The 14,728-nt window shown below is 58.8% G+C and carries 17 protein-coding genes; 10 read left to right on the top strand and 7 right to left on the bottom strand.

Going from position 1 to position 14,728, the window contains the following annotated elements; genetic code table 11:
- The first annotated feature begins 33 nt into the window (after positions 1-33).
- Both ligA and HQN82_RS08175 read left to right on the top strand, forming a co-directional pair.
- Positions 34-2,208 carry an NAD-dependent DNA ligase LigA gene (gene ligA / locus HQN82_RS08180; protein ID WP_112766567.1) on the top strand — a complete coding sequence of 725 codons (2,175 nt, stop codon included), beginning with the start codon at positions 34-36 and terminating at the stop codon, positions 2,206-2,208.
- Between the two features lie 64 nt (positions 2,209-2,272).
- Positions 2,273-3,166 carry an aminoglycoside phosphotransferase family protein gene (locus HQN82_RS08175; protein WP_112766566.1) on the top strand — a complete coding sequence of 298 codons (894 nt, stop codon included), beginning with the start codon at positions 2,273-2,275 and terminating at the stop codon, positions 3,164-3,166.
- Between the two features lie 4 nt (positions 3,167-3,170).
- Here the strand turns inward: HQN82_RS08175 and HQN82_RS08170 are convergent, their stop codons facing one another.
- Together HQN82_RS08170 and HQN82_RS08165 are read right to left on the bottom strand one after the other, a co-directional pair.
- Positions 3,171-3,704 (bottom strand): GNAT family N-acetyltransferase, encoded by a 534-nt coding sequence (locus HQN82_RS08170; protein ID WP_035209694.1) that lies wholly within the window; start codon positions 3,702-3,704, stop codon positions 3,171-3,173.
- Positions 3,705-3,883: 179 nt separating this feature from the next.
- On the bottom strand, positions 3,884-4,813 hold the full coding sequence (locus HQN82_RS08165) for a DMT family transporter (RefSeq protein WP_045531911.1): 930 nt from the start codon (positions 4,811-4,813) through the stop codon (positions 3,884-3,886).
- Between the two features lie 197 nt (positions 4,814-5,010).
- Here HQN82_RS08165 and gcvA point away from each other — a divergent pair, with 197 nt between their 5' ends.
- From gcvA to HQN82_RS08150, 3 genes are read left to right on the top strand one after another with little or no spacing between them, the layout of a single operon-like run.
- Positions 5,011-5,913, top strand: coding sequence for a transcriptional regulator GcvA (gene gcvA, locus HQN82_RS08160; RefSeq protein ID WP_004442772.1), 903 nt, complete (start codon positions 5,011-5,013; stop codon positions 5,911-5,913).
- A 42-nt stretch (positions 5,914-5,955) separates the two neighbouring features.
- Positions 5,956-6,564, top strand: coding sequence for a 3'-5' exonuclease (locus HQN82_RS08155; protein WP_035209699.1), 609 nt, complete (start codon positions 5,956-5,958; stop codon positions 6,562-6,564).
- A 46-nt stretch (positions 6,565-6,610) separates the two neighbouring features.
- On the top strand, positions 6,611-7,102 hold the full coding sequence (locus HQN82_RS08150; RefSeq protein WP_142184867.1) for a CreA family protein: 492 nt from the start codon (positions 6,611-6,613) through the stop codon (positions 7,100-7,102).
- A 36-nt stretch (positions 7,103-7,138) separates the two neighbouring features.
- On the opposite strand, the gene HQN82_RS08145 is transcribed toward HQN82_RS08150, so the two are convergent.
- Positions 7,139-7,606, bottom strand: a complete 468-nt coding sequence (locus HQN82_RS08145) for a chemotaxis protein CheW (RefSeq protein WP_003522339.1) — start codon at positions 7,604-7,606, stop codon at positions 7,139-7,141.
- 226 nt (positions 7,607-7,832) lie between these two features.
- Here HQN82_RS08145 and HQN82_RS08140 point away from each other — a divergent pair, with 226 nt between their 5' ends.
- The 3 genes from HQN82_RS08140 (at position 7,833) to HQN82_RS08130 (ending at position 9,700) form a co-directional block, all read left to right on the top strand.
- Positions 7,833-7,991: a hypothetical protein gene (locus HQN82_RS08140; protein ID WP_006697769.1), complete on the top strand. Its 159-nt coding sequence runs from the start codon at positions 7,833-7,835 to the stop codon at positions 7,989-7,991.
- A 141-nt stretch (positions 7,992-8,132) separates the two neighbouring features.
- The gene (sco, locus tag HQN82_RS08135) at positions 8,133-8,741 is read left to right on the top strand and encodes a cytochrome oxidase assembly protein Sco (RefSeq protein WP_022556589.1); all 609 of its coding nucleotides are present in this window, start codon (positions 8,133-8,135) and stop codon (positions 8,739-8,741) included.
- A gap of 80 nt (positions 8,742-8,821) precedes the next feature.
- A complete protein-coding gene (locus HQN82_RS08130) occupies positions 8,822-9,700 on the top strand; it encodes a 50S ribosomal protein L11 methyltransferase (RefSeq protein WP_112766564.1) in 879 nt (292 codons plus the stop codon).
- Positions 9,701-9,847: 147 nt separating this feature from the next.
- Here the strand turns inward: HQN82_RS08130 and HQN82_RS08125 are convergent, their stop codons facing one another.
- On the bottom strand, positions 9,848-10,021 hold the full coding sequence (locus HQN82_RS08125) for a hypothetical protein (protein ID WP_003522343.1): 174 nt from the start codon (positions 10,019-10,021) through the stop codon (positions 9,848-9,850).
- Between the two features lie 293 nt (positions 10,022-10,314).
- On the opposite strand from HQN82_RS08125, the gene HQN82_RS08120 reads away from it, so the two are divergent.
- The gene (locus tag HQN82_RS08120; RefSeq protein ID WP_173614745.1) at positions 10,315-12,156 is read left to right on the top strand and encodes an aminopeptidase P family protein; all 1,842 of its coding nucleotides are present in this window, start codon (positions 10,315-10,317) and stop codon (positions 12,154-12,156) included.
- Here HQN82_RS08120 and HQN82_RS08115 read toward each other — a convergent pair.
- Both HQN82_RS08115 and HQN82_RS08110 read right to left on the bottom strand, forming a co-directional pair.
- The gene (locus HQN82_RS08115; protein ID WP_006697773.1) at positions 12,153-12,467 is read right to left on the bottom strand and encodes an AzlD family protein; all 315 of its coding nucleotides are present in this window, start codon (positions 12,465-12,467) and stop codon (positions 12,153-12,155) included. The genes HQN82_RS08120 and HQN82_RS08115 overlap by 4 nt on opposite strands.
- On the bottom strand, positions 12,464-13,183 hold the full coding sequence (locus tag HQN82_RS08110) for an AzlC family ABC transporter permease (RefSeq protein ID WP_112766562.1): 720 nt from the start codon (positions 13,181-13,183) through the stop codon (positions 12,464-12,466). Before HQN82_RS08110 ends, HQN82_RS08115 begins: the two co-directional genes overlap by 4 nt.
- A gap of 167 nt (positions 13,184-13,350) precedes the next feature.
- Between HQN82_RS08110 and HQN82_RS08105 the strand changes: the two genes are divergently transcribed.
- Positions 13,351-13,587, top strand: coding sequence for a DUF2164 domain-containing protein (locus HQN82_RS08105; RefSeq protein WP_006697775.1), 237 nt, complete (start codon positions 13,351-13,353; stop codon positions 13,585-13,587).
- 81 nt (positions 13,588-13,668) lie between these two features.
- Here the strand turns inward: HQN82_RS08105 and pncA are convergent, their stop codons facing one another.
- Positions 13,669-14,295: a bifunctional nicotinamidase/pyrazinamidase gene (gene pncA / locus HQN82_RS08100; protein WP_022556586.1), complete on the bottom strand. Its 627-nt coding sequence runs from the start codon at positions 14,293-14,295 to the stop codon at positions 13,669-13,671.
- Between the last annotated feature and the right edge of the window lie 433 nt (positions 14,296-14,728).

Here is a 14,728-nt window from a genome sequence, read left to right as displayed (position 1 = left end):
AAAAGCGTTCGGTAATTCCGAAAAGAGGCCGTCATGTCGAAAGACCAGAAACCCGTTGAAAACCTCACCGAGCTTGAAGCCTCTTCGGAGCTTGCATTTCTGGCGGCCGAGCTTGCCCGCCATGACGCGCTTTACCACGGCAAGGATGCGCCGAAGATTTCCGATGCGGAGTATGACGCGCTGAAGCGGCGCAACGACGCCATCGAAGCGAATTTCCCGGCGCTGGTGCGGGCCGACAGCCCATCGAAAAAAGTAGGCTTCGCGCCGCTTCCGACCTTTGCGCCCATCGTGCATGCGCGACCGATGCTGTCGCTCGACAATACGTTCTCGGAAGAAGATCTGCGCGACTTCGTCAGTTCGGTTTATCGTTTCCTCGGGCATCTGCCTGATGACTCCATTGCTTTCACTGCGGAACCGAAGATTGACGGGCTTTCCATGTCCATCCGCTACGAAAACCGCAGGCTGAAGACAGCGGCGACGCGCGGTGACGGCACGACCGGCGAAAATGTCACTCCCAATATCAGGACCATCAAGGAAATTCCGAACGAGCTGCCCGCCGATGCGCCCGATGTGGTGGAAGTGCGCGGCGAGGTCTATATGGCCAAAAGCGACTTTCTGGCGCTCAACGCCCAGATGGAAGCGGAAGGCAAGCAGACCTACGTGAACCCGCGCAATACTGCCTCCGGCTCCCTGCGTCAGCTGGACGCCAATGTGACGGCGAAACGCAAGCTGCGGTTTTTCGCCTACGCCCTCGGCGAGGTTTCGAATGGCGGTCAGCCGACGCGGATTGCTGATACCCAATATGGCATCGTCGAGAAGTTCAGGGAGTGGGGTTTCCCGGTTAATCCGCTGATGAAGCGATTCACGTCCGCCCAGCAATTGCTTGAGCATTATAATGAAATCGGTGTTGCGCGGCCCGATCTCGATTACGATATCGACGGTGTGGTCTACAAGGTCGACCGGCTTGATCTGCAGGAACGGCTGGGCTTCCGCTCGCGCAGCCCGCGTTGGGCGACCGCACATAAATTTCCAGCAGAGCAAGCCTTTACGACGGTTGAAAATATCGAAATTCAGGTTGGCCGCACCGGCGCGCTGACGCCTGTCGCGCGTCTTACCCCCATCACTGTCGGCGGTGTCGTCGTTACCAATGCCACGCTGCATAATGCCGATTATATCGAGGGCATCGGGAATAGCGGTGAGCGCATCCGCCCGGAAGATCACGATATCCGCATCGGCGACACTGTTATCGTGCAGCGGGCCGGCGATGTCATTCCGCAGGTTCTGGACGTGCTTCTGGAAAAGCGACCGGCCGGGGCGGCAAAATATGCCTTCCCGGAAAAATGTCCGGTCTGCGGCAGCCATGCGGTGCGGGAGCGTAATGAGAAGACCGGCAAGCTCGATTCTGTCACGCGCTGCACCGGCGGTTTCGTCTGCCGGGCCCAGGCAGTGGAGCACCTGAAACATTTCGTCTCGCGCAATGCCTTCGATATCGAAGGGCTGGGCACCAAGCAGATCGATTTCTTCTTCGAAAGTGACGATCCTGCGCTCTCGATCAAGACCGCACCCGACATCTTCACGCTGAAGGCGCGGCAGGATGCTTCTCATCTGACCAAGCTCGAAAATATCGACGGTTTTGGCAAGGTCAGCGTCAGGAAGCTGTTCGACGCCATCGATGCCCGCCGCGAGATCGATCTGCACAGGCTCATCTTCGCGCTGGGCATCCGCCATGTGGGTGAGACTACGGCGAAGCTTCTGGCGCGATCCTATGGCACTTACGACCATTTCGAAGAAAGCATGAAGGCGGCGGCGGATCCCGCAAGCGAGGCGTGGGCCGAGCTTAATGCCATCGACGGCATCGGCGAGGTGGTGGCCCGCGCCATTGTCGAGTTCTACAAGGAGCCACGCAATCTCGACGTCATCGATCGGCTGATAAGGGAACTTCGTCCGAAAGACGCGGAAAAGCCTTCAACGGAAGGGAGCCCGGTGGCAGGCAAGACGGTGGTGTTTACCGGCTCGCTGGAGAAGTTTACCCGCGACGAGGCGAAGGCCCGGGCGGAAAGTCTGGGCGCCAAGGTTGCCGGTTCCGTTTCGAAAAAGACCGATATTCTGGTGGCGGGGCCGGGAGCGGGCTCCAAGCTTGCCAAGGCGGCGGAACTGGGCGTGCAGACCATGGATGAGGACGAGTGGCTGGCCCTGATCGGCGGCTGAGGGGCCGTCATGGAAATATTGTCCTCTGCCGCTAGAGCTTTGTGCCTGAGACGGAGGGTAAGGCATGGATGACCGCATCGTCGTCAGTGCAGAGCAGGTCCGGGCGCTGGTTGACAGCCAGTTTCCTCAATGGGCGGCGTTAGATGTTCGGCCGGTGGAACTGAGCGGCTGGGACAATCGCAGTTTTCGCCTTGGCGATGAAATGCTCATCCGCATGCCGAGCGCCACCCGTTACGTGGCGCAGGTCGAGAAGGAGCATCGATGGCTGCCAACGCTTGCGCCTTTCCTGCCTTTTCCGATCCCTGCTCCAGTAGCGCTCGGGCAGCCGGGGCAGGGTTATCCGTTCCGTTGGTCGGTCTATCGCTGGCTCGAAGGGGAACCGCTTGCTCAGCATCTGGAGAAGGTCGATTTGTCGGTCATTGCCATTGATGTCGCCACGTTCTTGAGATCATTACACGAGGCGGATGCTGTGGATGGCCCGGTCGCAGGGGCGCATAACTTTCATCGCGGGGGCTCGCTTGCAGTCTATGACGGGGAAGCGAAGGCCTCGGCGGCGCGGCTTGCCGGTGAGGTGGATCAGGCGCTGGCTATCGAGATATGGCAGCTTGCGCTTTCGAGTCATTGGCAAAAGCAGCGGGTGTGGGTGCATGGCGACATTGCCGAGGGCAATCTGCTGGTGAAGGATGGCAGGCTTTCGGCCGTCATCGACTTCGGCAGTTCCGGCGTAGGCGATCCGTCTTCTGATCTCATTCTCGCGTGGAATGTGCTTGATGCTGAAAGCCGGGCTGTTTTTCGCAGAGCGCTCGATCTGGATGAGGCCACATGGCAGCGCGGGCGCGGGTGGGCCTTATGGAAGGCGCTGATCGTTCTGAATGCCGAGCGCGGCCGTAACGAAAAAATGGCCGAATGGTCGCGCCGGACCATTCGGGAAGTGTTTGCCGACCACTTGTGCAGCTAACCGACTATCGAAGTCGTGCCATCACGTGGGCATCAACGTATTTGCCATCACGATAGGCGTCGTTGCGCAGGGTGCCTTCAAGTTCAAAACCGAATTTCTCGTAAAGCCGGATCGCGGGGAGATTGTCGGTGAAGACGTTGAGTTCGATGCGGCGGATATCGTGCCAATTATCGGCGGTGTCGATCAAAGCCGCCAGAATGTATGTTCCGACACCTCTGCCGGCAAAATCGTCGTGGACACTGATTACCAGATCGGCAATGTGGGACTGTCTTCCTGCCCTGCGGAACAGTCCTGCATTGGCAACGATCTTTCCCCGCCATTCGCCAACGATGGCGATATCGTTGGGGCCGCGGTTCTCCATCGATTTTCGTGTTTTTTCAACCGACTGAAATGGTTGTCGAAGCGTGCCGTGACGGACGCCGGGCAGGTTGAACATTTCTGTCAGGGCTTCAGCGTCGTCCAGACGCGCGGCGCGCAGGACGACTTCATTCAAGCTGAATTGCGAATCTTCATTATCGGCAAATTTCACAGTCTGCATGCCTGTCTCCTCGGGCGTATGGGAGCAGGAGTGCGAACCCTGCTCGACTGGCAGGGTGGAAATGGATCGCTTAACGCGACGACATACCTTCCCCTGCCGGGTGGCCGGTGATGGTGTGACGACGGGTGGTGTTCTGCTTCGCGATCATGGGCGCACAATGCTTTTGCCGTGTAATTCTGTCAAGCAGGTGCGTTGCGCAGCAGGCTTCTGAGTTTTGACGGCAGCCTGCCGTCGATCGCCGCGAGACCCGCAGCAATCATCGCCATGCCGGCGAAGTGCTTCATTTCCAGTTGCTCCCCTAGAAGCAGGGAACCGAGCAGGATGGCGCTGACGGGGATGAGGAAGGTGACGAGGGCAAGGTTGGTGGCGCCGGCGCTGGCAAGAATGCGGAAGAAAATGAGATAGGCGAGCGCCGTCGAGAGCAGTGCGATGCCGACAAGCGCGCCCCACGTGCCGAGGCTCGGCATGGCGAGTGTCCATGGCTTGTCGATGAGAAGGGCGGCCGGGATCAGCATCAGTGCCGAAGAGGAAATCTGGCCGGTGGCGGTCATCAGCGGCGGCACACCCATGGCCTTGAAGCGGCGGCCGAATATGCCCGCGAAGGCATAAGAGATGGCCGCGCCGAGGACGGCGATCTGGCCCCAGAGGCCGGATGAGCCGGTAAAGGCGGCGGGGCCGATCATGGTCGCCACGCCGGCAAAGCCGACCAATACGCCGGTCAGCTTATTGCCGGTCATCTTTTCATCAGTGGTGAGAAAATGCGCGACGATAACCGTGAAGAGTGGCGTTGTGGCATTGAGGATCGAAGCCAGTCCGCTGGCAATATGGGTCTGGCCCCAGACGATCAGGCAGAAGGGAATGATGTTATTTAGAAGGCCCATGCCGAAAAAGGCGCGCCACACCGCCCATTGCCTCGGCAGGCGAAGGCCCATGATGCGGCAGACGATCTGAAGCGCGATTGCCGCAAGGGTAACACGCAGTGCGACGATGGTGACGGGAGGTAGTTCCTTGACCGCAACACCGATGAAAAAGAACGATCCGCCCCACAGGAGCGAAAGCGCGACGAGCATCGCCCATTCGCGGGCATCCATCTGTTTCTGTATCGCCATTATCATCTCCAACGCATGAGCATCGACATGATCGCAGACGGGATCCCCGCCATCCACCCGATATTGGTTGAGTTAATCTCAAGCTCGGAGGTGAAGGGTTTTCACGTCGCTCTGTGTCTGGTTGCGTCCATTTACTCTCTGTTTTATGGTGTTTTCAAACGATTGTTTCTCGTTCGATAATTGAGTTGAGCTAAATCATGTCCGCCGAACTCCCGTCTCTGAAAGGGTTGCAGGCCTTCGAGGCCGCAGCGCGCTATCGCAGCGTCACGCTTGCCTCCAACGAGTTGAATGTCACGCCCGGCGCCGTCAGTCTGCAAATCCGGGAGCTGGAGGCGCGGCTTGGTGTGCAATTGTTTTTTCGCAAGCCGCGTAGCATCCAGCTGACGCGCGAGGGGGAGCGTTATTACGGCGCGCTCCGCACCGCTTTCCGGATGATGCGCGAGGCGACGGCGGAGCTGACAGCGCGGTCCGAGATCACCGTTTTGACGCTGAGCTGCACACCGACCTTCGCCGTCCAATGGCTGATGCCGCGATTGCCCGCCTTCCAGCAGCAGCACCCGCAGGTGGATGTGCGCATCAGCGTCACGAACCGATTGGTGGATTTTTCGAGGGACGACGTCGATCTGGCCGTCCGGCACGGTTTCGGACGGTACGAAGGGCTTGAGAGCATCCGCTTCATTGATGACAGCACGTTGCCGGTCTGCTCGCCCCAGCTTCTTGAAAAATACGGCCCGCTACGGGAAGCGGGCGATCTGAAATCGGTCCCGCTGCTGCATGATGAAAACCGCAATGAATGGCGGCGCTGGCTGGAAGCGGCAGGTGCAGCGGAAGTCGACGCGTCCGGCGGCACCGTTTTCATCGACAGCAACGGCGCGCTGGATGCCGCCAAGGCCGGGCATGGCATTGCACTGACCCGGCGTTCGCTCGTTTCCCGCGAGCTTGCCGAAGGTGCATTGATTGCGCCATTCGGTAAGGACATGGCCAGCACGCTCGCCTATTTCCTCGTTTATCCCAGGCGTATGCTCGATAATCCCGATCTCGTGACGCTCATCGACTGGATGCTTTCGGAAGCGCATTCCAGCGAAGCCGGTTCTCTTTGAGGCCGATCCGGTTTATGCCGGAAGAAACAACGGGAATCACTCTTGAAAACCATCGCCATCGACTTCGAAACCGCCAATGAAGAGCGGGGCAGCGCCTGCTCCGTCGGCCTTGCCTGGATAGAAGACGGGGCGATCGTTCGTGTCGAGGAACGGCTGATCCGGCCGAAGGACATGCGGTTTTCGCCCTTCAACATCGCCGTGCACGGCATCCGCCCTGCCGATGTCGAGGATGCGCCCGAATTTCCCGAGGTGATGGAGGAGTTCATCGACGACTTCCATGGTGCGACGATGATAGCCCACAATGCCGCCTTTGATTTCAGCGTCATGCGCGCGTCCTTCGACAAATATCGACAGTCCTATCCCGACCTTTCCTATCTGTGCAGCGTCAAGATCGCCCGGCATGTCTGGCCCAATCTGGCGTCGCACAAGCTGAATGTGATCGCTCATCACCTTCAGCTGCGTTTCGTTCACCACAATGCCGCGGAAGATGCCGTTGTCTGCGCGGCCGCGTCGATTGCGGCGGCCAAGGCATTGAGTGTTGCCCATATCCACGATCTGCCGGAGAAAATCGGCATGGTGGCCGGTCGACTTACCGCCACGGGCTACCAGCCGTGCAGCATGAAAAAACGGCCTGCCGCCCGGGTTGCGTAACGGTGGCTTCCACCTATGTTGGAAGCAGCGTAACGGAGAAGATGCGATGACAAAGAAAACTCTGTCGGGCTTGTTTGCGGGCTTTCTGGTGTTGCTTCCGGTGAGTGCGGCGAATTCGCAGGTCGTTGGCGAGGTCGGCGTCGACTGGATCGGCAATGATATCATGATAGAGGCGATCGCTGATCCGAAGATCAAAGGCGTGACGTGCCATGTGACCTATTTCGAGCGTGGCGTCATCGACAGGCTGAAAAACGGCAACTGGTTCGAAGACCCCTCCAACAACGCCATTTCCTGCAGCCAGACCGGGCCGGTGGAGATTGGTGACATCAATCTTTCGAAGGGCGGCGAAGAGGTATTTCGGCAGGGGATGTCGCTGGTCTGGAAGAAACTCGTCGTCAGCCGCGTCTACGACAAGGCCAATGATACGCTGATTTATCTGGTGCACGCGCGGGAACTGACCGATGGTTCCGCCAAGATGGCGATATCGACGGTGCCGCTCTATAACCAGCAGGTGACATGGGAAAAGGGCAAGCCGTAAGGCTCGCCCCCGCAATTGCCATGTCGATGCCGTGGATTACGCGGCTTCGCGCGCCAGTTCGTCGGCGATAACCGTATCGAGGTTGAGGAAGCAGACCATGCTTTTTTCCAACGCGACAATGCCGCGGCAGAAGCTGCGCTGTTCTTCCGGAATGATATCGGGCGCGGGCTGAAGGTCTTCGGAGCGGATGGTCATCATGTCGGAGACCTGTTCCACCAGAAGGCCGACCAGCTTGCCGCCGATATCGGTAACGATGATGGCGGAGCGCTCGGAGGGCTCGGTCATTTTCATGCCGAGGCGGCCGGCCATGTCTATGACGGGAATGACGGCGCCGCGCAGGTTGATGAGGCCGAGAACATAGGGCGGGGTGTGCGGCATCGGGGTCACCGGCGCCCAGCCACGGATTTCGCGGATCGCCATGATATCGATGCAGAATTCCTGATCGCCCAGATGAAAGGAAACGATTTCGAGATATGCGCCGGATTGCTTGATGGCGTTGGACATGACGGCAGGTTTCCTCTGATGGCTCTCTAACAGGCCCACGCAGGATTGAGCTTTATGCGGCGGCCGGAGAATGGACCGGGAGACATCATGTCGAGGCTTGAAAAGCCGCTGGGGTCATAATGCATGGCAAGATTTTAAACTTTCCCTAACAATTCTCCATCTCGCCACGGCAAACTCCAGTATTTTACCGGTTTTCGACTGTGCGTGGACGGGCTATGATAGGAACATGAATGCGCTCGTTTCCCATCCTCTGAAGTTTATTCTGGCTGGACTTTCCGTGGTGGCTTCGCTTGCCATCGTGCTTCTTGCGTTTGACGGCTGGGTGCGGCACGGCACCGATATTTTCCTTTCCGCCGTGCAGAGCGGTATCGCCTGGTGCCTGTGACGCCGCGCCGTCGTCGGGCTTTGTGACAAATCAGCGCGGTCGGCTCAAATACGGCCAGTTGATTTGCCGTCGCCGCCGTCCTTCGCTATCTGTCTGTCGGACGCCCGGACACGGCGCCGGCTTTCGGGGTAGGATTGGACAATGAGAAATATTCGCATCGTATTGTGGGCGGTCGTGCTCGTTCTAGCCGGCGTCGTCAGCTGGCTGACGATCGAAATGACGAAGACCCGCGAGCAGATGGTGGAGACCGCCTATGGCGTGCCGTTCGAACTGACGGCTCAAACGGGTCAGCCGATTACCGAAAAAGCCTTTCAGGGCAAGCCGACAGCGCTGTTCTTCGGTTTCACCCATTGCCCGGAAGTCTGCCCGACGACCCTGTTCGAGCTGAATGGCTGGATGGAGAAGGTGGATCCGGCTGGCGACAAGCTGCAGGCCTATTTCGTTTCCGTCGATCCGGAGCGTGATACGCCTGAGATCATGCAGCAGTATGTGTCCAACGTGTCGAAGCGGATCACCGGCATTACCGGACCGGCCGACAAGATTGCCGAGACGCTGAAAGGCTATCGCATCTATGCCAAAAAGGTGCCGGTGGATGAGAAGGACCCGAATGGCGATTACACCATGGATCACACGGCATCCGTTATCCTTCTCGATGCCAATGGCCGTTTTGCGGGAACGATCGCCTATGGTGAAAATCCCGATGTTGCCGAGCAGAAGCTTCAGAACCTGCTAAAGGGCGCGAAGGTTTAATTGCGTTCGGCTTATTGGACTGAGTGCGGTTTTGTGGCAAAGGCAGATTGAACAGCCGAAGCCAGAGGAAACAGCCTGCCGTGAGCGAAATCCGACTTTACGTCACCACGACCGAAATCAAGGCCGGTGAAATTCTCGATTTGATGTCGGACTATTTCGGCGAGGAGGATGTTGCGATCGCCACGACCGAGGTGGACGAGAAGCGTGACATCTGGGAAGCCTCTGTCTATTTGATGGCGGAGCAGGAAGAGGAATTTCGCGAGCGCATCAGTACGCTGCTTGCGCCGGCCTTTCCGGGCCTTGTCATCGAGAAGGAGATTGTTCCTGATGTCGACTGGATCGCCAAATCGCTTGAAGGTTTAAAGCCTGTCCGGGCAGGGCGTTTCATTGTTCACGGCGCTCATGATCGCGACAAGGTGCGGCCGAACGATCTGGCCATCGAAATCGAGGCGGGACAGGCTTTCGGCACCGGCCATCATGGCACGACGGCGGGGTGCCTCGAAATGATCGAAGAGGTTCTGAGGGCGCGGCCCGTGCGCAACGCACTCGATCTCGGCACTGGCAGCGGCGTTCTGGCGATCGCCGTGCGCAAGATGCGTCCTATTCCCGTGCTTGCGACGGATATCGATCCCGTCGCTGTGAGGGTGGCGAAGGAAAATGTCCGGCTTAACGGCATTGTTTCGGGCATGGTGCTGGAGACGGCGCCGGGTTTTCACTCGGACGCCTTCCGCAAGCATGGCCCGTTCGATCTCATCATCGCCAATATTCTCGCGCGGCCACTCATCAAGATGGCGCCGCAGCTCGTCACGCATCTGGCACCCGGCGGCACTGTCATCCTGTCGGGCATTCTGGCGTCACAGCGCTGGAAAGTGCTTTCCGCCTATAATGGCGCAAGGCTTTCCCATGTCCGCACCATCTGGCGCAATGGCTGGGTGACGCTGCATATTCGCAAGGACTGAAGCTCTCGCAACATTTATTGCGGACAAAAGAAAAGGCGGCGCTTTCGCGCCGCCTGAAAACCCGCGAGCCTGGGAGGAGCTTGCTCAAGCGGGTAGACGTATTCCTGTCCGGACGCGGGGTAGGGAGGAATGCCGCGCCGGATAAAATCAGAATACGTAGCTGGACTTTGCCTTGCGACGCAGATCGGCGCGGTTCATGCCGAGCGCTTCGAGCGACTTATCGTCGAGGTTCAGAAGGGCGGCGTTGACATGACGGCTGACCTGACGCTCGCGTGCTTCAACGACGCGATCGAAGGCGGTGCGGAGGAAAGATTTTGCCATTGCTTCAAATCCTTGTTTGCCAGGAGAGTGTCTCTCTCGCTGTGTTGATCCTGATATAAGCGATGTGTTTTTGTTTGGTTAGAGGGTATATTTCAGGGTAGGAATGCATTTTTTGCATATCACTAAGCCTTCAGTATTACTTATTTCGCAAAATATGCCCAATTTATCACCGCAATCCCGGGCATCACTTATGTCTTGAAACCGGCTTTGTCCGCGTGGCATTGTCGTTGCGCGCCAACGATTTGATGGTGCCGACAAACAGCTTTCTCCATGTCAGTTCCCGAAAGATGCCCATGTTCCAGACCTTCGAAAACAAATCCGCGCCGCAATTCGGCAAGGCTCGCGTCGAGGCGTTGCGCGCCGGTTTCGATGCCCTCGGTATCGATGGGTTTCTGGTGCCGCGTGCCGATGAATATCAGGGAGAATATGTGCCTGAGTGCGCCGAGCGCCTCTCATGGTTGACCGGATTTACCGGTTCCGCCGGCATTGCACTGGTAACGCGGACGGAAGCGGTGGTATTCGTCGATGGGCGCTATACGACGCAGCTAAGCTCGCAGGTTGACCAGACAGTGTTCACTGGTGGTGATCTGGTCGGTGCGCCACCTTCCGTTTGGCTTGCCGAACATGCTCCAAAGGGTTTCCGGCTTGGTATCGATCCGTGGCTGCACACCGGCGCCGAATTGAAGCGGCTGGAAAAGGCGATCGCCGGCAAGGGCGGTTCAATCGTTCTTCTGGAAAAGAACCCGCTCGACGCGCTGTGGCAGGACCGTCCCTCCGAACCGCTGGAGCCCGTCGTCATCCAGCCAGAGGCATTTACCGGCGAGCTGGCGAAGGAGAAGATTGCCTCACTGGCGGAAACCGTTTCCGCAAAGGGGGCAGATGCACTGCTGGTGACCGACCCTTCGTCCATCGCCTGGATTTTCAATGTTCGCGGCAACGACGTGCCGCATACACCGCACCCGCTCGCCCGCGCGATCATTTATGCAGATGGCAGGGCCGATATTTTTCTCGACAAGCGCAAGACCGGCATCGAGGCCGAGGCCTATCTGGCGCAGCTCGCGACACAATTGCCGCCGTCGAAGATCGCGGATCGCCTGCACGCCATTGCCAGCGCCAAGGGCCGGGTGATGGTGGATGCCGATCTGACGCCAGTGGCGCTGACCGGCGCAATTACCGCAGCGGGCGGCTCCCTCATCGAGGAAGCCGATCCAGTCCGTCTGCCGCGCGCGCGCAAGAACAGAGCTGAGCTTGCCGGTTCCGCCGCCGCCCATGTGCAGGATGGAGCGGCCATGGTCGAATATCTCTGCTGGCTGGATCGCCAGCAGCCCGGCACGGTGACGGAAATCGACGCCGTCAAGGCGCTGGAGGCGGCTCGCGTCAAGGTGGGGCAGGGACTGCAAAACCCGCTCAAGGATGTCTCTTTCGACACGATTTCCGGGGCCGGCGCACATGCCGCCATCATCCATTACCGCGTCACGACAGATACGGATCGCACACTTGCCGATGGTGAGATGTTCCTCGTCGATTCCGGTGCGCAATATGTCAACGGCACCACGGACATCACCCGCACCGTTGCCATCGGCACCGTTCCGGAGGAGCAGAAGCGCTTCTTCACGCTGGTCCTGAAGGGCATGATCGGCATAAGCACCGCACGGTTTCCAAAGGGAACGCGCGGTTGCGATCTCGATCCGCTGGCGCGCATCGCTCTCTGGAAAGCTGGCGCGGATTATGCCCACGGCACCGGCCACGGTGTCGGTTCCTATCTTTCGGTGCATGAGGGGCCGCAGCGCATTTCGCGGCTGTCGACACAGGAGCTTTTGCCCGGCATGATCCTGTCGAACGAGCCGGGTTATTATCGTCCCGGTGCCTTCGGCATCCGTATCGAAAACCTCATCTATGTGCGCGAGGCGGAAGAGGTGGCCGGAGGCGACCAGCCAATGTTCTCTTTCGAGACGCTGACATGGTGCCCCATTGACCGACGGCTGGTGGTCACCGCACTTTTAACTGACGAGGAGCTCAACTGGCTAAATGCCTACCACGCAGGCGTGCTGGAGAAGCTTTCTCCCCTGATAACCGACGAAGAAGTCAAGGCGTGGCTCATTGGGGCGACCAAGCCATTGGAGCGGGTTGCTTAAAGCAGCCCGAAATGCCGGATGGCGATGACGATGGCCCAGCCGACGGCGAGCATCGTTAGGCCGGGAAAGCGCAGGCAGACCAGAAGGGCGCCCACCATGCCGATCTTCACCTCGTATCCGCCTTCAAAAAAGGCGGGTGCGACGAGTGTGGTGAGAACCGCCACGGGAACGGCGTTCAGGCCCGCCTCCATCCGCGGCGGGATGGATTTCATCCGCGTCATCAACACATAACCGCCGATGCGGGTGAGATAGGTGGCGATGGCGGCGAGTGCGATCAGGAAAATCGTATCTGCGTGCAGAACGTTACTCATGACGTTTCCACCCCATTCTCAGAATTCGTCGCGCCATTCGGTTTCGGCGGATAGAGGACCGCGACGAGAATTCCGGCGACGGCGCCGAGACTGACATGCCACGGCGAACCGACGATGTGATAGGCGACCGTTGCGCCGACTGCACTTGCCAGCATGACAGGGTAGAAATTTTCTCGCTGACGGAAGCTCAGCACCATGCCCATGAAGTAGATCGGGAGCAGGACATCGAGACCGATGGCTTTCGGGTCGCCGATCATATTGCCGAGCGATGCGCCGAGAATGGTCATGGCCAGCCACAGCACATAAACGGGTGCCGCAAAGCCCATGTACCAGGAAAAGCCCACCGTGCCGGAATTTTCGTATTTCCTCACCGATTCGGCGAATTGCGGATCCACCAGCACGAAGAAACCCGCGGCCTTCTGCAGGAATGACCAGTTCGAGATCATTCGGGCGATGGCGGCGGAATAGAGGATATGGCGGAAATTGACGGCGAACACGGAAAGAACGATCAGCCAGGGGGCAACCTTCTGGCCGAACAGTTCGATACCGACGAGCTGGCTTGCGCCGGCGTAGACGGTGCCGCTCATGATCGTGGCTTCGGTGACGCTCAGCCCGTTATCGACCGCGACCGCGCCGAACAGCGCACCGAAAGGGGCGGCGGAGAGGGCGATCGGGAAACCGCCCTTCAATCCCTCGCGAAAATCTTTATTGAACATCTCTGGAACTCCTTGCCGCCGCTCTATCGCCGTCCCGTCCGACTGGCAAACGAATTGCATGAATGGATCGATTGATTAACTTGAAGCTTCCGTTACGGTATGGTGCCGGGCGGGCGGTCTCATCGCCCTCTTCCGGCGCCGCTAAATAATCTGACCATGGAAGATCGATGCTGGAGAAGCAGGAGAAGGCCGCGTTGGCCGCACGTGTCCGGGACTATCTTGCCCGGGAAGCCGAAGCTGAAATCGGCCTTCTGCAGGCGGAAATCTTCGTGGATTTTCTGGCGGAGGAATTGGGATATGTGTTCTACAATCAGGGGCTTCGCGATGCGCAGGCGGCGATCCTGAGACGTCTTGAGGACGCGGCGGGGGATATAGACGTGCTGGAAAAACCGAAGCCGCGCTGATGGCACCCGCCGCGCAGAGGCCCATCAAAAGGGCTCCTGTGGCGAGCACAGCAATCGGTAACGTGGTAGGCGCAGCTCCCTTTAATCGCGCAATATGTCGCGGCTTTTAAGAATGATCGCGCCTTTTTCACGCATCATCGCAATCGCGGCTTTTATACCCTGCGGGTCGATGCCGCGGCTGGCATCTTCGATGAAGCGGACCTTGACGCCGGGCAGCATGTCCAGCGCATCGAGCACCGAAAAACTGACGCAATAATCGGTGGCGAGGCCACAGACATCGAGTTGCGTCACGCCCTGTCGGGTCAGATAATCGGAAAGCCCCGTCGTCGCGCCCTGGTCATTGTCGCGAAAGGCGGAATAGCTGTCGACAGCGGGGTTTTCGCCTTTCTGCTGAATGTAGTCGAAAGCTTCCGTCTTCAGATCCGGGTGGAATTCCGCATCCGCCGTGCCCTGCACGCAATGGTCGGGCCACATCATCTGCGGTTTGCCGGAGAGTTCGCCCATGTCGAAGGGTTTCTTGCCGGGATGCTGCGAGGCGAAACTGCCGTGGTTTTCCGGGTGCCAGTCCTGCGAGGCGACGATGAGGTCGTAGCCGCCATTGTCGATCAGGGCATTGGCAGTGGGCACAACCTTGTCTCCATCGGCAACGGCCAGATTGCCGCCCGGGCAGAAACCGTTCTGAATATCGATGAGCAGCAACGCCTTCATGATGGCCTCCCTTTTCCGGGCAGGATGCCAAGCTGCTCCTGGGGGATCAAGCCTTTTTCCGCCTGCCCGGCGTGTGCTGTGGTGGGGAGCAGCGACCTTTCATGTCGCACTCCTGCCGCATTTCCAGCAAATTTCCGGCAAAGTCGGAAATTACCTGACAATACGGCGGAAATTTTTCAAGGCCAATGACGCCATTAGGGCGCTTCCCCGGGACCACGCGGTGCACAGGCACCCGGTATCCGCGTAAGTCATTGTTTTGCCTTAGCCCCACAATGCGCAGACCTTAACGAAATATTTTTGCAGGGACTCGTAAACACTTTGGTTACCATAATTCGTCATGCTTCGAACCAGTCAGTTCCGAAAGCGGCCCGGTGTTCGCCCGTTCTTCGGATGTCCCAAAATCCCTCCGGCGTCGGCCGGGTATGCGTGAACG

This window comes from Agrobacterium pusense (genome assembly GCF_013285525.1).
Taxonomy (GTDB): domain Bacteria; phylum Pseudomonadota; class Alphaproteobacteria; order Rhizobiales; family Rhizobiaceae; genus Agrobacterium; species Agrobacterium pusense.
This window is presented reverse-complemented; position numbering and strand designations above follow the sequence as displayed.

Excerpts from the sequence above, each read along its gene's own strand:
- gcvA (WP_004442772.1), top strand. The coding sequence starts at position 5,011 with ATGTCCGCCGAACTCCCGTCTCTGAAAGGGTTGCAGGCCTTCGAGGCC.
- ligA (WP_112766567.1), top strand. The coding sequence starts at position 34 with ATGTCGAAAGACCAGAAACCCGTTGAAAACCTCACCGAGCTTGAAGCC.
- pncA (WP_022556586.1), bottom strand. The coding sequence starts at position 14,295 with ATGAAGGCGTTGCTGCTCATCGATATTCAGAACGGTTTCTGCCCGGGC.
- HQN82_RS08140 (WP_006697769.1), top strand. The coding sequence starts at position 7,833 with ATGAATGCGCTCGTTTCCCATCCTCTGAAGTTTATTCTGGCTGGACTT.
- HQN82_RS08145 (WP_003522339.1), bottom strand. The coding sequence starts at position 7,606 with ATGTCCAACGCCATCAAGCAATCCGGCGCATATCTCGAAATCGTTTCC.
- HQN82_RS08120 (WP_173614745.1), top strand. The coding sequence starts at position 10,315 with ATGTTCCAGACCTTCGAAAACAAATCCGCGCCGCAATTCGGCAAGGCT.
- HQN82_RS08165 (WP_045531911.1), bottom strand. The coding sequence starts at position 4,813 with ATGGCGATACAGAAACAGATGGATGCCCGCGAATGGGCGATGCTCGTC.
- sco (WP_022556589.1), top strand. The coding sequence starts at position 8,133 with ATGAGAAATATTCGCATCGTATTGTGGGCGGTCGTGCTCGTTCTAGCC.
- HQN82_RS08110 (WP_112766562.1), bottom strand. The coding sequence starts at position 13,183 with ATGTTCAATAAAGATTTTCGCGAGGGATTGAAGGGCGGTTTCCCGATC.
- HQN82_RS08175 (WP_112766566.1), top strand. The coding sequence starts at position 2,273 with ATGGATGACCGCATCGTCGTCAGTGCAGAGCAGGTCCGGGCGCTGGTT.
- HQN82_RS08115 (WP_006697773.1), bottom strand. The coding sequence starts at position 12,467 with ATGAGTAACGTTCTGCACGCAGATACGATTTTCCTGATCGCACTCGCC.
- HQN82_RS08125 (WP_003522343.1), bottom strand. The coding sequence starts at position 10,021 with ATGGCAAAATCTTTCCTCCGCACCGCCTTCGATCGCGTCGTTGAAGCA.
- HQN82_RS08150 (WP_142184867.1), top strand. The coding sequence starts at position 6,611 with ATGACAAAGAAAACTCTGTCGGGCTTGTTTGCGGGCTTTCTGGTGTTG.
- HQN82_RS08105 (WP_006697775.1), top strand. The coding sequence starts at position 13,351 with ATGCTGGAGAAGCAGGAGAAGGCCGCGTTGGCCGCACGTGTCCGGGAC.
- HQN82_RS08170 (WP_035209694.1), bottom strand. The coding sequence starts at position 3,704 with ATGCAGACTGTGAAATTTGCCGATAATGAAGATTCGCAATTCAGCTTG.